Here is a 17,553-nt window from a genome sequence, read left to right on the forward strand (position 1 = left end):
GTCCCGGATGGGGCGCCTTTTTTTGTGTCGCAGGTTTTACCTGTCCAAAGGTCGGATTATTCGATGGTCCACCTAACCGATACTCCGGCACCATCTTTGTGAGTGAATGTGACAGTATCATCCTTGACCGAAACCACCTGACAGTCATGGGGCATTGCCACGTCGACGATCACAATATCTCGGCAGTAATACTTGTCATTCCATTCCCAAGAACCGCTGATGCTGCCACCCTTGGGGCGCTTGCCCTCAACTGTCCCATCCCTGAAAATTGTCACCCGAGTCTCGCCCTGGACAAGCGTTTTTCCGGCAATCAGTTGCATGAACTTCGATTTGTTTTCGATGACTTCTGCAGACGCATTAGCTGCCAGAAGCACAAACAACAATGTCGATGGCATGAATCGAAAAAACGTCATGGAAACAAACCTTTCTTTGATCGATCACAAAATCTACCGGGATTCTAAACCACAATAATCGCAGGTATCAAACATTCGCGGTTTTGCCTGTGGCCGGATGCACATTCGCGTTCTGGTTCTTTCAATTCGGAAAAACCCATGCAGATTGTCGGGACACACAAAAGAAGGAGGCGACATGCCCAAAACACGGGTATTGGTGGAATTCGGTATGGGCACGTCCCTGCGGCGCGAGGATTATACCGAAGCGGCGCTGCGCGCGCTCAAGGACGCGCTGTGGCATAACTCGGTGAATATGGCCGAGCTGTTTGGATTTCCCAAGGAGGCAATGATCATAGACGCCGAGATCGGTGTACAACAGCCCGACAAGGTGGATGCCGGGGCGCTGAAAGCGATCTTCCCTTACGGTCAGCCCAACATCACGGTAACGCAAGGCGGGCTGGACATCGACAAACCGCATACAGAGGGGCGCGCGGTCATCGCCAACGCCGCAATTGTCGTTTCGTTCGATATGGAGCCCGTCCAATGACCGAAAAACGTATCATTCTGGAAATGGGTACCGGCAATGACCTGTATGGACGGGACTACACCAAGGCCGCGCGCCGGGCGGTGCAGGACGCGCTGCATCATTCCTCGATCACGCTGTTTTCGAAACTGGGACTCGACCACTCCGAGATGCGGGTTCAGGTGACTATAGGCGTTCAAAAGCCCGAGGATGTCAATTGCGAAAAGGTAGCCGCCGATCTGCCGCGGGGCCGCGCCCAGGTGCGCGCGGTCAAGGGTGGGCTGGATGTTGTTGATGAACCGGCTGGTACGCGCCACGTCGTCGCCACAGCCGCAATCGAAGCGTTTCTGCCGGATCAGACCGGCAAGTACATTGAAAGCAGACAGAAATAGTAGCTGCTTAGTATCTCGGGAAGCGAACACATTATGCCGGAGCGCTTATGTGTCCATTAGCTGGTTGATCACCTTTGGCGTAGCTAATCTGAAGGCTAGACAGAAAAATACTTCAGCAATATGTAACAACTCGATTGCAACCATCCTAAGTTGTTCCTGCCTGGCAGGAGCCACGAGAATGAGAAATCCCGGTCTTCTATTGGCCTGAAAAGAGAGAATGAATTGGTTCCACTAGTAGTACCAACGCGAAATCGCCCTATGTCCTTGGGATATCTTCTATCCTATCTCAGCGAGCTGTACCCGGGTCAGCGAGTAGTGATAGCGGATGGCAGTCACCCCTCTTACGCAGACAAATACGATGCCGTCGTAAGCGCAAACTCAGAAAAACTTAAAATTGAGTACGAACGGTATCCCCACGAGTTGCCATTTGCTGACCGCATGGTCGATTGTGTCAGCCGGCTTCAAGACGACATAGTTATTGTCGGAGCAGATGACGACTTTCCCGTCATGGAAGCGCTGAGCAGAGCAGTAGACTTCCTGCGTAAGCATGACGACCATGTGTTGGCCATCGGTGGGATTATTAGCCTGTTTATGGAGGACACTGATCGCTATAGTGCCAAATTCTTACAAGGACGATCAATTCAAAACGCCACTTCAAGTATTCGTATGATCCGATACGGCCAGTGGCCGTTCGCAACAAGCTATGCCGCCACACTACGAACCCATTATCTTGAACGTTGCCGCAATATTGAATTGGCTTGTATGACACTTTTTGGAGACTACAACGTCGCTTTTCATGATTGTCTCGCAGGGAAGATCAGGGCGTTGCCCGAGATTTGTTACTTTACAACAAAACTTCCCACACACAGTCGCCTCGAGAAACCGTCGCGCCTTCACTACCTTGAAAACGCAAAGCAAATTCTAGAATTGCGGGAGTATTACAAAGAGCAGTTGAGTGCGAAGCCTGGAATTGATTTGCAAGAGGCGGAAGATGTTGCCGACAGACTGATAGGTATGAGGATCTCACACTTTGCCGGCGGCGTACCTCAAGGCAAGAAAGGTTTTGGAACGTCGCCCTTGTTCGCTGAGAAAAACGTAAGAGCGCAATATCAGGCATTTCAGGAACTATTTTCTGAGGGAACGCCCACGCGAGAACGGCTTGGTAAAAATCTGAGACTGATCGTCGATGCCATGCAAGATATTTTTAAAGCCAATACAGACAACTATGGCGAGCCTGAGAGGTATACGTCCGTAAAGGCTCTAATCGACCCAGCTAGCTCAGATGTTTAAAGTAGCCGAAGCTCAGCTTCCGGATCAGGAGTTCGCAAATGAAGAGTACAAAAGAAACGAAGCTGTCAGATTTCTTTAAGAAAAGAAAGCGAAGCGAGAAGGCAATAGATCGGAAACAAGTCGAGGAACCTTCTAGCGAGAACCTCGACCCTAGATTCTCAATTTCATTTTCGCCAAACTCGCTTACAAAACTGGACGACTAATGCGGTGTCTGATGCAGTTTCAAATTCATTGAGGCTTCAGCGCGTTGTTGCCCAACGTCTAGCCGCCTATAATCAAGAAAAGGCCACGCAACCATGAAAGCGGTAATTCTTGCGGGTGGGCTTGGCACTCGTATCAGCGAGGAATCACACCTCAAGCCGAAGCCGATGATTGAAATCGGTGGACGCCCAATTCTATGGCACATCATGAAGATGTATGGCCATCATGGTATAACCGATTTTGTGATCTGCTGTGGCTACAAGGGTTATGTGATCAAGGAGTACTTTGCGAACTACTTCCTGCATATGTCCGATGTGACATTTGACATGAGCCAGAACAAGATGGAAGTGCACCAGCGCAAAGCCGAGCCCTGGCGCGTGACACTTGTGGATACGGGCGAGCTGACCCAGACTGGTGGACGAATTGCTCGAGTCCGCGACCATCTGGATGGCAGGTTTCTGCTGACCTACGGCGATGGTGTCAGTAACGTCGATATTGTCAAGCTTATTGCTTTTCACGAGGCCGAAGGTGCCGAAACAACAGTAACGGCAATCCAGCCGGCCGGGCGCTTCGGTTCGATCGAAATTGAAGGCGCGCGGGTCAAGAACTTTCTTGAAAAACCCAAAGGGGATGGTCGATGGATTTCGGGTGGTTTCTTTGTTTGTGAAACCTCGGTTCTAGATCGCATCGAAGGCGACGAAACATTGTGGGAACGCGAGCCGCTTGAGGCATTGTCGGCCGACGGTCAGCTTGCAGTTTACAAACACAGCGGATTCTGGGCAGCGATGGACACACTTCGCGACAGAACATTTCTGGAAGATTTGTGGGCCAACGGCAATGCTCCCTGGCGCGTCTGGGCATGAACCAATCATCGACAGTTAATCCCTGGCGTGGGCGCCGAGTGCTTGTAACAGGCCATACAGGTTTCAAAGGGTCATGGTTGAGTCATTGGCTCAGCTCTGCGGGCGCCATGGTGTTTGGTGCTGCTCTGCCTCCTGAAAGCGACCCCAATCTTTTTGACGCCTTGAATCTCATTGCGCACGTCGATCACCAAGTATGTGATCTGCGCAATGCCAAGGCAACGACCGCGCGGGTCAGACAAGCGGACGCGGATGTTGTGTTTCATCTGGCCGCGCAACCATTGGTGAGGCGATCTTACCGGGTTCCCCAAGAAACCATGGCCACCAACGTGATGGGTACAGTTCATCTGTTGGATGCACTGCGGACGCAGTCCAAACCAACCGCTGTTGTCATCGTCACCACCGACAAGGTTTACAAAAATCTTGAGCATGAAATCCCCTACAGAGAGGATGATCGTCTGGGTGGCCACGACCCTTACAGCGCCAGCAAAGCAGCCACTGAACTGGTAACGTCCAGTTTTCGATCCTCTTTTTTTGTCGATACACCGATTCGCATCGCCACGGCGCGGGCTGGTAACGTGATCGGTGGCGGGGACTGGGCCGAAGATCGTATCATCCCGGATCTAGCTCGGGCATTTTCGAATGGTCGTCCTCTAAGAATACGCAACCCGCATGCAATCAGGCCCTGGCAACATGTGTTGGAGCCTTTGAAAGGGTACATGGATTTGGCCGAAGGATTACTGGCTGAACGCAAAGAATTGGAATCCGCCTTTAACTTTGGCCCTTTGCAAGAGGATCAGCGACCCGTCAGCGACGTGGTTGATGTCGCGCGCGCGGCTTGGGCGGGCGACGTCGTATTCGAAACACATTCCGATGCCCCACACGAAGCTGGACGCCTTGCTCTGAGCATCGACAAGGCTCGCAGTGTTCTGGGTTGGACCCCCTGCTGGGGATTCAATGAGGCTGTAACCCGAAGTGTAAACTGGTACCGCGCCTTCTATGAAGGCGCAGATGCCCGTGCCTTAGCAGATGCTGAGATAGCAGAGTATTGCGGAGCGCAGTCATGACTTTCATCGACCTTGCCCTGGCCGGTGTCAAACGCATTGAACTTGACCCCTTACAAGATGAACGCGGGTTCTTTGCACGCGCGTTTTGCGCGGAGACATTTCAGGCACAGGGGCTCTTCGGCAACATCGCGCAAATTAACACATCTTACACCTCTGCCATGGGTACGGTTCGGGGATTGCATTTTCAGCGCGCTCCAGCTGCAGAAGCAAAGCTTGTACGCGTTGTGCGTGGCGCGATATTTGATGTCGTCGTTGACCTGCGGGCTGGGTCGCCAAGTTATGGGTCTTGGTTGGCTCAGGAATTGACAGCGGACAATCGGGCTGCGCTTTACATTCCGGAAGGGTTTGCTCATGGCTTTCAAACACTGACAAGCGATGTCGAGATGACCTATCTGCATTCCGTCGCTTTTGCGCCCGAAGCAAGCGGAGGACTACGGTTCGACGATCCTCACGTTGGCGTCGACTGGCCTTCGCCTGTCACCGTTATTTCGCCACGGGATCTGGAATTACCCGCACTATCGGAACTGGAACCACTTGCACCATGAAATGTAGACATTGCCAATCTAAGCTTGGTCCAGCCTTTCTCGACCTGGGTTTCGCGCCTCCGTCGAACAATTACCTGGTTGCGGACGAGTTGTTTGGCCCCGAGATCACATACCCTTTGCGCTTGCGGGTTTGTCATTCCTGCTGGCTGGTACAAACCGAAGACTATGCACGCGCAGATGAAATCTTTCGCGAAGACTACGCCTATTTCTCGTCAACCTCTCGATCATGGCTGGCTCATGCAGCGGACTTCGCCCGAAACGTTTCATCTAGATTTTCTCTGACTGCGGACTCCTTCGTGATCGAGGTCGCGTCAAATGACGGATATCTGCTGAAAAACTTTGTCGCCGCAGGTGTGCCATGCTTGGGTATCGAGCCTACCGATGCCACTGCCGCCAAAGCAGAGGAAGTGGGAGTTCCTGTATTGCGAGAGTTTTTTGGCGAAGGGCTCGCAACTGAACTCGTGGCCGAAGGCCAGCAGGCAGATTTGGTTTGCGGCAACAACGTCTTCGCTCATGTGCCTGACATCAACGATTTCACGCGAGGTTTGGCGACAGTTCTCAAGCCCGAAGGTGTTGTTACACTTGAATTTCCACATCTACTAAAGCTGTTGGAAGAATGTCAGTTTGACACAGTGTATCACGAACATTTCTCATACCTATCCTTGGCCACAACTATGTCGATCTTTGCCAAAGCCGGTTTACGCGTCTTCGATGTCGAGCAATTGCCAACCCATGGAGGAAGTCTGCGTGTATATGGCTGCCACGAGGACGCAAGCCATATACAAACAACTTCGGTTCAAGAGGTTTGCAATGCGGAAAAGACCGCCGGTTTGGATACCGTTTCTCCCTATCAGGAATTCCAAGCGCGGGCAGAGGCGGTAAAGGATGCAGCGCTCTCCTTCCTGTTGAAAGCCAAGAAAGAAGGTAAACATGTTGCAGCCTACGGTGCTGCAGCCAAGGGTAACACCTTGCTGAACTTTGCCGGGGTGAAGCCGGACCTTATCGAGTTTGTGTCAGATGCCGCGACCGCGAAACAAGGCAAGTATCTGCCAGGTAGCCACATCCCCGTCCTTGATGCCGATGCCATCCGCGAAGCCAAACCGGATTATATCGTCATTTTGCCGTGGAACATTGCGGACGAGATCTGCGGGCAACTTTCGGAACTTCAACAGTCCGGAACGTCATTCATCGTTTTCATTCCTGAATTGGCGGTGCGGTGATGGAACGGATTCTTTACACTAAGCCGTCTATTACGCCGGCCGAGATCGACAATGCAACCGACGCGGCAACCAATGGCTGGGGTGCTCAGTGCTATGCCTATATTGATCAATTCGAAGCAGGGTTTGCGCGATATTTGAATGTTCCGCATACCATTGCGACATCCAGCTGCACTGGCGCGATGCATATGGGCCTTGCCGCTCTTGGCATCGGACCGGGTGATGAGGTCATTCTAGCAGATACCAACTGGGTTGCCACAGTTTCGCCTGTTGTGCATCTCGGGGCGACGCCTGTTTTTGTCGATATTGATCCTCTTACATGGTGCATCAGCCCGACAGCTGCAGCGGCGGCGATAACTCCCCGCACCAAAGCGATCATTGCTACACATATCTACGGCAACCTTGCCGATATGGACGCTCTGTTGGCCCTTGGATCTGAGTATGGCGTTCCGGTGATTGAGGACGCCGCCGAAGCGCTCGGCTCGGTATGGTATAACCAGCGCGCGGGATCTATGGGGCTGTTTTCAACCTTCTCGTTCCACGGCACCAAGACCCTGACAACCGGAGAGGGTGGATTGTTTGCCACCAAAGATACCAGCTTGTACGAGCGGGTTTTAACATTGTCCAACCACGGTCGTGCCCGCGGTCAGACCCGACAATTCTGGGCTGATATGATCGGATTCAAGTACAAGATGTCAAACATCCAGGCAGCGATCGGATGCGCGCAACTCCAGCGCATAGATGAGCTTACATCCAGAAAACGCGAGATACTTGACGGTTACAAATCCAGGCTATCCGATGTGTCAGGTGTATCCATGAACCCTGAGCCACAAGTTGGTCTAAACGGCGCTTGGATGCCAACAGCTGTTTTTGATCCCGAAACAAGAGTCACCCGCGAAGTTCTGCAAAAGGCATTTTCTGAGGCCAACATAGATGCACGTGTATTCTTCTGGCCGCTAAGCTCACTCGATATGTTTGAAGACTGCCCTGAGAACGCCCAAGCTTGGGACATCCCTGGTCGAGCCATAAATCTTCCCAGCTATCATGAAATGACGAATGAACAAATTGAGAGGGTCGTCAAAGTGATTTCCGCAACCATAGTTAGTTCGCGTACGCTATGAATTCGCTTCCGTGCAAAACGCTTCTCATGGCCGACGGTCGTGTAGGGTTTCAAATTGCGAGCTATCTAGTTCGGAATTATCCCGAGGACATTGCAGTTGTGATCACTGCAAGCAAAAACGAAATCTCAGAACTCGCGCGCAGCTCGGATATCCCCACAACCAACTTCGAAGACGAAAATGAGTTGCTCAATTGGTTAGGATCGAAAGAGTTCGAAATTGGTTTCCTGGCATGGTGGCCATATCTGATCAGCGAATCCCTGCTGTCCCGAACAAATCGGGGGTTTGTGAACACGCATCCAAGCTTGCTGCCGTATAACCGAGGTAAACACTATAATTTCTGGGCAATTGTCGAAGAAGCGCCATTTGGCGCAACACTCCACGTGGTTACGCCTGGAATTGACGACGGCCCAATAATCGCACAGTCACAAATATCTTACGACTGGACCGATACAGGCGGCACGCTTTATGAAAAAGCGCAGAACGAAATGGTTGATCTGGTTATCAACAATTGGGAAGCACTCCGTACAGAGCAAGTTCAGCCAATCAAACAGAACTACAACTTGGGATCGTTTCACCTTGCCTCAGAGTTGGAACCGGCGAGCAGGATCGATCTAGACGAAACCACCACTGCAAGAGAACTGCTTAATCTCTTACGAGCCCGAACCTTTCCTGGACATCCGGCCTGCACCTTCGAAGACGGAGATGGTGCGTATGAGGTCAGAGTAGAAATTGCGAGAAAATGACATGACACCACACGAAAAATTCCAGCTGGAACGTCAAGAAGAAATTATCAAAGCCGGTCAGGACCCAAAGTTTGCTGACCTTACAAGTCAATGGTTCGAGCACGCCAATTCTCTAAAGTACTCTTATCATTTTGATTGGATGGGGCGACCAATTATTCAGTACCCGCAGGACATCGTAGCGCTGCAGGAAATTGTCTGGGACGTTCGCCCGGATCTGATCATCGAGACCGGCATAGCGCATGGCGGGTCTCTTATATATTCTGCTTCCCTTCTTGCGATGCTTGATTACTGCGACGCTGCCGAGGCGGGCACAATGCTTGATCCAGCCAATCCCAGACGCAAAGTGCTAGGCGTAGATATTGATATCAGGGCGCACAATCGTGCGGCCATCGAAGCACATCCAATGGCAACTAGGATCGAAATGATTCAGGGGTCTTCCATTGAGGAGTCTATTGTTAACCAGGTCCGCGCTGTCGCTCAAAAGTACGAACGTGTTTTGGTTTGTTTGGATAGCAACCATACCCATGAGCATGTTCTAGCCGAACTGAACGCCTATGCCTCACTGGTTTCACCTGGTAGCTATTGCATCGTTTTCGATACTATCGTTGAAGACATGCCGGTGGATATGTTCTCCGACCGGCCATGGGCTCCCGGAAACAATCCCAAAACCGCAGTTCATGCTTGGCTAAAAGACAATCCCGAGTTTGCAATCGACAAATCCATTGATCACAAATTGCAAATATCGGTAGCTCCGGATGGATTTTTGCGACGTATCTGACTTACCGCGTCCTCGCCGAAACACACTTGTGAGCCCAGCGGATAATTATGAATCTGTTGAGAGCATCCGGTTTCTGACTTTGAAATTTATGGCGAGCTGTCTGGCCTTTGCTGCTTTGAAAACTAAGCACATAACTGATCACGGTGTCAGATGTCATTATTGTCAAAAAAAGAAAAAGCCGCTCGGGGGTCCGGGCGGCTGTTCCAGATTGCTGATCTCGTAGACAGCTTAGATCTTTGCGATATCCGCGCGATCCAGACCAATGTCGTTCAGCTGTGCGTCCGTCAGTTCGCTCAGCATCGCGCGGGTCTTACGGGTTTGGTTCCATTCGACAACGTTGTCGAAGGCCGAGATGAATACGTCCGCGATGTGCAGGATGCTAGCTGCTCCGAGCGGCGCATGTTTTGTTGCTGTGTGTGCCATGTGCGCAGTCCTTTGAGTTGAAACAGCCGACCCGTTGTCGGTTGTGATGCTCATGTAAGACGGCGCACCGAGACTCACAAATGCTGGTTCAACAGCCCCGATCTGCATTTTTTGCATATCTTTTGGGCAGTTTTGGAACGGGTTGCGCCCACCCCGCGCCCGGCCCATATATAGCGACTGTGAGAACGGAGGCTTCCATGGCAGACAGCGATTTTCCCGGATGGCACGGGACGACGATCATCGGCGTCAAAAAGGACAACCAGGTGGTCATCGCAGGTGACGGACAGGTCAGCCTGGGCCAGACCGTGATCAAAGGCACCGCCCGCAAGGTACGCCGCCTGTCACCCGGCGGGTTCGAGGTTGTCGCGGGTTTTGCCGGATCCACCGCAGACGCCTTTACTTTGCTGGAGCGGCTCGAGGCCAAGCTGGAATCGACCCCCGGTCAGCTGGCCCGCGCCTCGGTTGAATTGGCCAAGGACTGGCGCACCGACAAGTACCTGCAAAAGCTTGAGGCGATGCTGATCGTCACTGATGGCAAGGACCTTCTGGTTATCACCGGGGCAGGGGATGTGCTGGAGCCTGAACATAACGTGGCCGCCATCGGTTCGGGTGGTAACTTTGCCCTGGCAGCGGCGCGGGCGATGATGGACAGCGACAAACCGGCAGAGGCTGTTGCGCGCGAGGCAATGGCGATTGCCGCCGATATCTGCGTCTACACCAACGGCAATCTGACGGTCGAGACGATCTCAGGCTAACAATGCCTTGATCTCTTTGCCTTTCCAACGTCGGTGCATCCCGATCAGACCAAAGATCGCAGCGATGACCACGATGTAGTAGGGCACGCGGATATCGATACTCATCAACCCACCGCCGATCAGGGACATGACACCCCCGGCCAGGCAGAAGACGGCTGTGGTCACCCCCATGACCCAGCCCTGATCCGTCTCAGCCACGCTGGATGAGAACAGGCCCAGCAGGGTCGGATAAGAGACGCCGAAGAAGAAATAGAAGAAGAAGACCGGCACGTAGCTCAGCACACCATTGGGGCTGAACGCAAAAGCCACGCCGCAAATCACCATGATGATCAGCGAGGTATAGATGATCTGGTGCTTGCTGAACTTTTCCTGCGCCGGTTTCACCAGGAATGTGCTCGAGAACGCCAGCGCAAAGCCGATTACCACCATCGCCACGCTGCCGCCGATCACGCCATAGCCAAAACGGCTGGTCAGAAAGTTGTCGACGAACACATAGAAGGTGACGTTTGCGATCATGAAGAAAGAATAGACCGGCAGGATCTTCAGAACCATCGGATGCCCGCGCACTGCTATCAGGCTGTCGGTGATGTCGCGAGGGCGGAAAACGAACGGTGCACGCTCGGTCCGGGTATCCTTGAAAAAGAACAGCACGAGGAAAATGGCGATCAGTACCAATACGAACGCACCGTAGAAGGGCGTCTTGAGCGTTGCGATGCTGCCAAGCAGGGCGGCATCGGACAGGACCGCTCCGATAATCGGGCCACCCACTAGGCCAAAGCTGACACCGGTCACGATGTAACCCATGTTCCGGTCTCGGTCGGCGGCATCGGTACTGCCATCGATCATCGCAGCCTGCGCGATGGGCTGATTGCCAGCCGTGAAACCGGTGATCGACCGCCCCAGGATCAGCAGCAACAGGCTATCCATGTACAGCGAGGCGATGGTGATCGCGTAGCCAGCCAAAGCGCCGCCCAAACAGACCAGCAGCGCATTCTTGCGTCCGATCGAGTCTGATACCTTTGAGACATAGACCACACCCAGAAACCAAGACAGGAAGAAGCATCCGATCACCAGCCCATAGTAGAAATGACGGCGGCCATCCGGCGTGCTTTCGGGCAGGAACCCGGACTTGGTTTCCATGATCAACGAGTTGATGATGGGGAAAACCAGCCCTTGCCCGATCAGGTCGACGAAGACCACAAACAGCAGGGTGATCTTGGCAATTTTCGTCATCTGCGCGCTCCTGACCCACAACACCTTGAAATCACTGTATCAGAGCCATTGCGTTTCACCTATGGAAAGCGTTTGCAAACCGGGTGGGGCGTTGCTAACCAACGCGGCCAAGGAAAAGGGCTTGTTGTTTTCGCGCGGCGCGTGACTACCTAAGCCCAAGCTTTGCCATGCCGACCGAAAGGACCGCACCTTGACCGACCTGACCCCGCGCGAGATTGTCTCGGAACTGGACCGTTTCATCATCGGCCAGAAAGATGCCAAACGCGCCGTCGCCGTGGCGCTGCGCAACCGGTGGCGGCGTAAACAATTGTCCGATGATATCCGCGAGGAAGTCTATCCCAAGAATATCCTGATGATCGGCCCCACCGGCGTCGGCAAGACCGAGATCAGCCGCCGCCTGGCCAAGCTTGCCCGCGCGCCCTTCATCAAGGTCGAGGCCACCAAATTCACCGAAGTCGGCTATGTCGGTCGCGACGTGGAACAGATCGTGCGTGATTTGGCGGATGCCGCGATCCTGCAAACCCGCGAATGGATGCGAGAAGACGTCAAGGCCAAGGCGCATCAGGCCGCCGAGGATCGCGTGATCGAGGCCATCGCCGGCACCGACGCCCGTGAAGCCACGCGCGAGATGTTCCGCAAGAAGCTGAAAGCGGGTGATCTGGACGACACCGAGATTGAACTGGAATTAGCCGACACCTCGAACCCGATGCCGATGTTTGACATTCCCGGACAGCCTGGTGGGCAAATGGGCATGATGAACCTTGGCGATATCTTCGGCAAAGCCTTTGGTGGGCGGACCGTGAAAAAGCGCATGACCGTCGCGGAAAGCTATGATGCGCTGATCGGGGAAGAGGCCGACAAACTGCTGGATGACGAAACCGTCAATCGGATCGCTTTGGAATCCGTCGAACAGAACGGCATCGTGTTTCTGGACGAGATCGACAAGGTCTGCGCCCGCTCGGATGCGCGCGGCGGCGATGTCAGCCGCGAAGGCGTGCAGCGTGATCTGCTGCCTCTGATCGAGGGCACGACCGTCAGCACCAAGCACGGCCCGGTCAAGACCGATCATATCCTGTTCATCGCCTCGGGCGCGTTTCATATCGCCAAACCCTCGGACCTGCTGCCGGAACTTCAGGGTCGCCTGCCGATCCGGGTCGAACTGCGGGCGCTGACCGAAGAGGATTTCGTGCGCATTCTGACCGAAACCGACAACGCCCTGACCCTGCAATACACCGCGCTGATGGATACCGAAGAGGTCAAGGTCACCTTCAGTGAAGACGGCATCGCAGCCCTTGCGCGTATCGCGGCGGATGTGAACCAAAGCGTCGAGAATATCGGCGCGCGGCGGCTTTACACGGTGATGGAACGCGTGTTCGAAGAGCTTTCGTTCGAGGCCCCCGACAAAGCCGGTGCCGAGATCACCGTTGATGCTCAATTCGTCAGCGACAATCTGGGTGAACTGACCAAATCCTCCGATCTCAGCCGTTACGTTCTGTAACAATGGCAGCCGGTTCTTGCCGGTTCAGATTGCACTTCTTGAAACCGTCTCTGGACGCGGGTTCAGAATGCGGTAGCGTGGCAACCAGTCTTCGTTGAGGTCATGACGTGCTGCGCTACCTGATCCTGTCTCTGATGCTTGCGTTTTTGGGCGCCTGTGTCGACCGCTCGGTGTCCGAGACGGTACCAGACGCGCTGCGGATCGGAGTCCCCGAAACCGTCTTTGCCGCAACCACACGCGCGCGCGAGGCGGACGGTTCTTATGGCTATCGTCGCAGCGATGGCCTGCGGTTTCTGGAAATGACGGTTTCGATACCACCGAACCACACGCCGGGAACCTTGGATTTTTCATACGCCAACCCGAATCCCAAAAAGCAGTTTGTACTGGCCGACGTATCCGAGTTTTCGGGACCGCAGGCGCTGGCATCACGTCTGCGCGGTGTCGACGAAGTGTCCATCTTTGTCCACGGCTACAACGCGACGCAGACAGAAACCGCTTTTCGGGCCGCTCAGCTTTCGCATGACATCGGGATCCCCGGTTCGACCCTGATCTATTCCTGGCCAAGCCGCGCAAAGGGATCCGGTTATGCCTATGATCTGGACAGCATGCTGTTCGCCCGCGACGGGCTGGAACAGACGATTCGCACGCTGAAGTCGATGGGCGTGAAGCGCGTGGTCGTGATAGCGCATTCCATGGGCAGCGCCCTGACGATGGAGATGATGCGACAGGCGGAACTTCGGCAACCGGGCTGGTCCGCAAGAAATATCGAAGGGGTCATTCTGATCTCGCCCGATCTGGACGTCGATCTGTTCCGCTCGCAGATGGACAGCATCAAGTCTCCGCCCGAGCCCTTCGTGGTCATGGTGTCGCAGAAAGACAAAATTCTCAATATCTCGGCCCGGTTGCGCGGCACCGCAGACAGTGAGCGTCTGGGCAATATCAGCTCGGTCGAGGCTTTGGCGGACTATCCGATCAACGTGATCGACACGACGGCCTTCAACAGCGACGCAGGATCGTCGCATTTCGTGGCAGCAACCTCTCCGGCGTTGTTGGCGATTCTCAGCTCGGTGCGCCGCGTCAGCAACACGTTTGGACCTGACCGACCCGGTATCGACGTGCTTGTACCCGCCAGCGAGCGCAACCCCGACGGCGCGACTGAGATCGTACTGACAGAAACCGGGCAGGCTCAGGTCAGCGCGCCGTGATCTAGCCGCGTCACTAACGCGCTGACGATACATTCCTGCTAGTCAATGTCTGACGGCGCGCGCCAAAGCCTCGACAATCTGCACCTGTGATTCTTGCTCCAGATAGGGATGCATTGGCAGGCTGATGACCTGCGCTGCAGCAGAATCCCCGGCTGGCAAGTTTGCATTCGGGTCTGAAACCGCAGGTTGTTTATTCAAGGGCAATGGATAGTGAATAGCTGTCGGAATACCCGCTTCACTAAGCTTGGCCTGAACCATTTCTCGATTTTCGACGCGAGTGGTATACTGCGCCCAAACACTTGTTGCGCCTTTTGTCAGACTTGGAGCGACCAGCCCAGCATCTTTCAGCAGTGTCTTGTATCGATCCGCCACTTCATTGCGCAGTTCAAGCTCTTCTTCAAAGACATCGAGTTTGCATAGCAAAATTGCGGCCTGCACGGTATCCAGACGGCTGTTCACTCCGACGCGAATATGGTGATAACGGCGGTCCTGACCGTGACGCGCGATCTGGCGAAGGACAACACTAAGCTCTTCATCTGACGTGAAAATTGCGCCGCCGTCCCCGTAACAACCCAAGGGTTTAGAGGGGAAGAAGCTCGTGCAGGAAATCGTGGACAGATTTCCTGAACGTCTTCCATTTAGCATCGCTCCAAAACTCTGGGCAGCGTCTTCGATCACGGGCAAATTGTACTTTGAAGCGATTTCGTTGATTTCGTCGAAATCCGCAGGCTGCCCGTAGAGCGACACGGGTATGATCGCTTTTGTCTTCGGTGTGATCGCTGCCTCAAGCTTATTGGGGTCCAAATTGTAGGTAACCGGTTCAATGTCGACATAGACCGGCGCTGCTCCCAACACACAAGCGGCCTCGGCCGTTGCAATATAGGAAAACCCAGGCGTAATCACCTCATCACCTGGACCGACACCTAGAGCCATCAATGCAATTTGCAGAGCATCAGTGCCATTGGCGCAAGTAATACAGTACTTGGCACCTGTGAACGCCGCAAGCTTCTCTTCGAGCTGTACCACTTCTGGGCCAAGAATATACTTTCCGTGTGACAGTACCGCAGAAATACGTTCATCCAGCTGGTCTTTGATACGGCTTTGCTGCTTTCCCAGATCGATAAACTGCATCGTTCTACTGCGCCTTTCCTATTCCTTTGAAATACTGAACCAGGTGATCAGCACCCGCCTGCGCAACGTAATCGAGCACATTTAACCCGTGCTTGTCAGCGCGATGTATATCTGCACCATTTTTTATTAACATATCCAGCAAATCGAAATCTGCTTCTGGCCGTTCCATAAGGGCAGTTTTGGCATACATTAACACAGACGTGCCATTCCGCCCGGTGGCATTTGGATTTGCACCCATGTTAAGCAATATTCGAACAACATCAACGTTCTGGTGGAAGGCAGCCAGAATTAGCGGCGTCCATCCTTCGGCGGTTTGTTCCTCCAGCAGGTTCGGTTGATCGTTTAGAATCTCTGAGGCCGATTGGGTATCTCCGGATTCACACGCAACTCGCAATCTCTCAAATGTCTGCATTCGATTGCGCGCCGCAAGCCAACTCGGAAACCGCAACAACATCTGCCACTTCTCCGCCGGTTCCATCGGAATATTTTTTTGCGGCCGGTGAAGTTCTTTGGGTAAAAGGGCCCCTTTTTTCCAGCTTTCAAGGAACTGCCTAAGCGCAACTATCTGTAAACGGTAGGTATTCTCCTGAACAATTTCGGGGGTATCAGTCAACCCGACCTTAACAGCATGAAATGCAAGGAAATGTCCCGCGTCCACTCTTGGATCAATCAGGTGAGCGGTAATTCCTGCATCGACGTTGTTCTTGATGGTGTAGAAAAAAGCGTCGAGCCCGGACGTTTCAGGGATCTTTCCAGGATGAAAATTTACAATACCTTGCTTGAAGGCTTCGATCACTGGTCGCTTGAGAATACGCGCGCCTGAGATGATGCCAAGCTCCAAGTTACGTTTGGCAACCAGACTCGTGATTGCCTCAATGTTATCGTGTGCCATCTCGACAAAACCAAAGCCCAGGCGACTGCAAAGTTCTTTGGTGTCGATAGGAGGAACAGCATTCAGGGTGCGCGTAAAATAGACTGTACGATCCATCGCCGGTAATTTCTGGAACGGCGCTCCGATAACGGTTACCTCTTGGTAACCCGCCAACGCTAACTCAATCAGAAAATCATGCGACTTACGATGGGCGAACGCATAGGCAAATACAGCGATCATCTGCCCGTGCCGGCAGCTATTTTCGGATGCAACTCACCTTTGGTCACGTCGATCGGAGAGTTGCGGATACTGCTAACCATTTCAATCGCAGGCCGATTTTCGTTTAATCCGAACCCGTTGCCGGCAAGGATTTCCTCGTAGCTGCGGGTATGCAAATCTGCGAAACCGCCTGAGAACTCGATTTCTTCTCCATCAATTGTGATCGACCTGTAGGTCCGAGCCCCACTTTTCCGGGCATCAACTGGAACGTCATCCACGTCTAGCGACAGAAACCAACGACAACGTGCGTGTTCGAACTCAAGGTAACCAGCAGCTTTTGTTGGCGTATTCATGTGGATATTGTTCTGCTGCAAATCACCGAACAAAAAGTGCAACATATCAAAGAAATGAACACCGATGTTCGTGGCAATACCTCCGGATTTGCGCACATCACCTTTCCAGCTTTCCAAATACCAGCGCCCACGCGACGTGATATAAGTCAGATCCACTTCGTGTTTGGTGTCTTTAGGGCTGTTTTGGATTTTTTCCCGCAGTGCGATGATTGACGGGTGGACCCGTAGCTGAAGGATCGTATTGACCTTCTGACCGGTTTCCTTCTCAACAACTTCGAGCCCATCGATATCTTCCGGATTAAGCACCAAAGGTTTTTCACAGATCGCATCAGCGCCTGAACGGAGTGCAAAACGCATATGACTGTCATGAAGATAGTTGGGCGAACAGATCGAAACATATTCGATTTTTTCTGAAGCGCTGTGTCGCAACATGCTGACAAAACGGTCAAACCGTTCGAATTCTGTAAAAAAGTGCGCCGCGGGAAAGTGGCTGTCTATGATCCCGACCGAGTCACTGGGATCCAACGCCGCCAGCAAGTTGTTACCGGTGTCAGTAATCGCCTTCATGTGACGCGGAGCGATATAGCCAGCGGTTCCTATCAATGCAAAATTGCTCATCAAGTATAGTCCAGTTTGGATGACCGTAGTTTTGCGCATCTAAGAATTCTACGTCGAAGTCAATAGTTCGCTTTTGGTATTCGGTGGTTCCGATCGTTCTGGCAACAGGGCTCAGGCT

At 53.2% G+C, this 17,553-nt stretch carries 19 protein-coding genes; 13 read left to right on the forward strand and 6 right to left on the reverse strand.

What is annotated here, in order from left to right; genetic code table 11:
- Positions 1–56 precede the first annotated feature (56 nt).
- Positions 57–413: a hypothetical protein gene (locus ACR0JA_RS16115; RefSeq protein ID WP_480576997.1), complete on the reverse strand. Its 357-nt coding sequence runs from the start codon at positions 411–413 to the stop codon at positions 57–59.
- 175 nt (positions 414–588) lie between these two features.
- Here ACR0JA_RS16115 and ACR0JA_RS16120 point away from each other — a divergent pair, with 175 nt between their 5' ends.
- From ACR0JA_RS16120 to ACR0JA_RS16165, 10 genes are all read left to right on the forward strand, one after another.
- The gene (locus tag ACR0JA_RS16120) at positions 589–939 is read left to right on the forward strand and encodes a Lin0512 family protein (RefSeq protein WP_480576999.1); all 351 of its coding nucleotides are present in this window, start codon (positions 589–591) and stop codon (positions 937–939) included.
- Positions 936–1,307 carry a Lin0512 family protein gene (locus ACR0JA_RS16125; RefSeq protein WP_480577001.1) on the forward strand — a complete coding sequence of 124 codons (372 nt, stop codon included), beginning with the start codon at positions 936–938 and terminating at the stop codon, positions 1,305–1,307. Before ACR0JA_RS16120 ends, ACR0JA_RS16125 begins: the two co-directional genes overlap by 4 nt.
- A gap of 222 nt (positions 1,308–1,529) precedes the next feature.
- Positions 1,530–2,597: a TIGR00180 family glycosyltransferase gene (locus ACR0JA_RS16130; protein ID WP_480577004.1), complete on the forward strand. Its 1,068-nt coding sequence runs from the start codon at positions 1,530–1,532 to the stop codon at positions 2,595–2,597.
- 296 nt (positions 2,598–2,893) lie between these two features.
- Positions 2,894–3,661: a glucose-1-phosphate cytidylyltransferase gene (gene rfbF, locus ACR0JA_RS16135; RefSeq protein WP_480577007.1), complete on the forward strand. Its 768-nt coding sequence runs from the start codon at positions 2,894–2,896 to the stop codon at positions 3,659–3,661.
- Positions 3,658–4,725: a CDP-glucose 4,6-dehydratase gene (gene rfbG / locus ACR0JA_RS16140; RefSeq protein WP_480577009.1), complete on the forward strand. Its 1,068-nt coding sequence runs from the start codon at positions 3,658–3,660 to the stop codon at positions 4,723–4,725. Before rfbF ends, rfbG begins: the two co-directional genes overlap by 4 nt.
- Positions 4,722–5,270: a dTDP-4-dehydrorhamnose 3,5-epimerase gene (rfbC, locus tag ACR0JA_RS16145; RefSeq protein WP_480577012.1), complete on the forward strand. Its 549-nt coding sequence runs from the start codon at positions 4,722–4,724 to the stop codon at positions 5,268–5,270. The genes rfbG and rfbC overlap by 4 nt, the downstream gene beginning before the upstream one ends.
- Positions 5,267–6,490 carry a methyltransferase domain-containing protein gene (locus tag ACR0JA_RS16150; RefSeq protein WP_480577016.1) on the forward strand — a complete coding sequence of 408 codons (1,224 nt, stop codon included), beginning with the start codon at positions 5,267–5,269 and terminating at the stop codon, positions 6,488–6,490. Before rfbC ends, ACR0JA_RS16150 begins: the two co-directional genes overlap by 4 nt.
- Positions 6,490–7,608, forward strand: a complete 1,119-nt coding sequence (locus ACR0JA_RS16155; RefSeq protein ID WP_480577019.1) for a DegT/DnrJ/EryC1/StrS family aminotransferase — start codon at positions 6,490–6,492, stop codon at positions 7,606–7,608. The genes ACR0JA_RS16150 and ACR0JA_RS16155 overlap by 1 nt, the downstream gene beginning before the upstream one ends.
- Before the next feature lie 26 nt (positions 7,609–7,634).
- Positions 7,635–8,351, forward strand: a complete 717-nt coding sequence (locus tag ACR0JA_RS16160) for a formyltransferase family protein (protein ID WP_480577022.1) — start codon at positions 7,635–7,637, stop codon at positions 8,349–8,351.
- 1 nt (position 8,352) lies between these two features.
- The gene (locus tag ACR0JA_RS16165) at positions 8,353–9,129 is read left to right on the forward strand and encodes a cephalosporin hydroxylase family protein (protein WP_480577025.1); all 777 of its coding nucleotides are present in this window, start codon (positions 8,353–8,355) and stop codon (positions 9,127–9,129) included.
- 228 nt (positions 9,130–9,357) lie between these two features.
- On the opposite strand, the gene ACR0JA_RS16170 is transcribed toward ACR0JA_RS16165, so the two are convergent.
- Positions 9,358–9,552, reverse strand: coding sequence for a DUF1127 domain-containing protein (locus ACR0JA_RS16170; RefSeq protein WP_480577027.1), 195 nt, complete (start codon positions 9,550–9,552; stop codon positions 9,358–9,360).
- Between the two features lie 197 nt (positions 9,553–9,749).
- Here ACR0JA_RS16170 and hslV point away from each other — a divergent pair, with 197 nt between their 5' ends.
- Positions 9,750–10,307: an ATP-dependent protease subunit HslV gene (gene hslV / locus ACR0JA_RS16175; protein ID WP_480577030.1), complete on the forward strand. Its 558-nt coding sequence runs from the start codon at positions 9,750–9,752 to the stop codon at positions 10,305–10,307.
- On the opposite strand, the gene ACR0JA_RS16180 is transcribed toward hslV, so the two are convergent.
- A complete protein-coding gene (locus tag ACR0JA_RS16180) occupies positions 10,299–11,540 on the reverse strand; it encodes an MFS transporter (protein WP_480577033.1) in 1,242 nt (413 codons plus the stop codon). The two genes, hslV and ACR0JA_RS16180, sit on opposite strands and share 9 nt — an antisense overlap.
- A gap of 190 nt (positions 11,541–11,730) precedes the next feature.
- On the opposite strand from ACR0JA_RS16180, the gene hslU reads away from it, so the two are divergent.
- Positions 11,731–13,038 (forward strand): ATP-dependent protease ATPase subunit HslU, encoded by a 1,308-nt coding sequence (hslU, locus tag ACR0JA_RS16185; protein ID WP_480577036.1) that lies wholly within the window; start codon positions 11,731–11,733, stop codon positions 13,036–13,038.
- Between the two features lie 107 nt (positions 13,039–13,145).
- On the forward strand, positions 13,146–14,243 hold the full coding sequence (locus ACR0JA_RS16190) for an alpha/beta hydrolase (RefSeq protein WP_480577039.1): 1,098 nt from the start codon (positions 13,146–13,148) through the stop codon (positions 14,241–14,243).
- A gap of 42 nt (positions 14,244–14,285) precedes the next feature.
- On the opposite strand, the gene ACR0JA_RS16195 is transcribed toward ACR0JA_RS16190, so the two are convergent.
- From ACR0JA_RS16195 to ACR0JA_RS16205, 3 genes are read right to left on the reverse strand one after another with little or no spacing between them, the layout of a single operon-like run.
- Positions 14,286–15,374, reverse strand: a complete 1,089-nt coding sequence (locus ACR0JA_RS16195) for a DegT/DnrJ/EryC1/StrS family aminotransferase (protein ID WP_480577042.1) — start codon at positions 15,372–15,374, stop codon at positions 14,286–14,288.
- 4 nt (positions 15,375–15,378) lie between these two features.
- Positions 15,379–16,485, reverse strand: coding sequence for an ankyrin repeat domain-containing protein (locus ACR0JA_RS16200; protein ID WP_480577045.1), 1,107 nt, complete (start codon positions 16,483–16,485; stop codon positions 15,379–15,381).
- Positions 16,482–17,435 carry a Gfo/Idh/MocA family protein gene (locus tag ACR0JA_RS16205; protein ID WP_480577048.1) on the reverse strand — a complete coding sequence of 318 codons (954 nt, stop codon included), beginning with the start codon at positions 17,433–17,435 and terminating at the stop codon, positions 16,482–16,484. Before ACR0JA_RS16205 ends, ACR0JA_RS16200 begins: the two co-directional genes overlap by 4 nt.
- Positions 17,436–17,553: the final 118 nt, after the last annotated feature.

This window comes from Ruegeria sp. AM4, assembly GCF_056540665.1.

Coding starts and splice junctions, on each gene's coding strand:
- ACR0JA_RS16115 (WP_480576997.1), bottom strand. CDS start 413: ATGACGTTTTTTCGATTCATGCCATCGACATTGTTGTTTGTGCTTCTG.
- ACR0JA_RS16120 (WP_480576999.1), top strand. CDS start 589: ATGCCCAAAACACGGGTATTGGTGGAATTCGGTATGGGCACGTCCCTG.
- ACR0JA_RS16125 (WP_480577001.1), top strand. CDS start 936: ATGACCGAAAAACGTATCATTCTGGAAATGGGTACCGGCAATGACCTG.
- rfbF (WP_480577007.1), top strand. CDS start 2,894: ATGAAAGCGGTAATTCTTGCGGGTGGGCTTGGCACTCGTATCAGCGAG.
- rfbG (WP_480577009.1), top strand. CDS start 3,658: ATGAACCAATCATCGACAGTTAATCCCTGGCGTGGGCGCCGAGTGCTT.
- rfbC (WP_480577012.1), top strand. CDS start 4,722: ATGACTTTCATCGACCTTGCCCTGGCCGGTGTCAAACGCATTGAACTT.
- ACR0JA_RS16150 (WP_480577016.1), top strand. CDS start 5,267: ATGAAATGTAGACATTGCCAATCTAAGCTTGGTCCAGCCTTTCTCGAC.
- ACR0JA_RS16155 (WP_480577019.1), top strand. CDS start 6,490: ATGGAACGGATTCTTTACACTAAGCCGTCTATTACGCCGGCCGAGATC.
- ACR0JA_RS16160 (WP_480577022.1), top strand. CDS start 7,635: ATGGCCGACGGTCGTGTAGGGTTTCAAATTGCGAGCTATCTAGTTCGG.
- ACR0JA_RS16165 (WP_480577025.1), top strand. CDS start 8,353: ATGACACCACACGAAAAATTCCAGCTGGAACGTCAAGAAGAAATTATC.
- ACR0JA_RS16170 (WP_480577027.1), bottom strand. CDS start 9,552: ATGGCACACACAGCAACAAAACATGCGCCGCTCGGAGCAGCTAGCATC.
- hslV (WP_480577030.1), top strand. CDS start 9,750: ATGGCAGACAGCGATTTTCCCGGATGGCACGGGACGACGATCATCGGC.
- ACR0JA_RS16180 (WP_480577033.1), bottom strand. CDS start 11,540: ATGACGAAAATTGCCAAGATCACCCTGCTGTTTGTGGTCTTCGTCGAC.
- ACR0JA_RS16195 (WP_480577042.1), bottom strand. CDS start 15,374: ATGCAGTTTATCGATCTGGGAAAGCAGCAAAGCCGTATCAAAGACCAG.
- ACR0JA_RS16200 (WP_480577045.1), bottom strand. CDS start 16,485: ATGATCGCTGTATTTGCCTATGCGTTCGCCCATCGTAAGTCGCATGAT.
- ACR0JA_RS16205 (WP_480577048.1), bottom strand. CDS start 17,435: ATGAGCAATTTTGCATTGATAGGAACCGCTGGCTATATCGCTCCGCGT.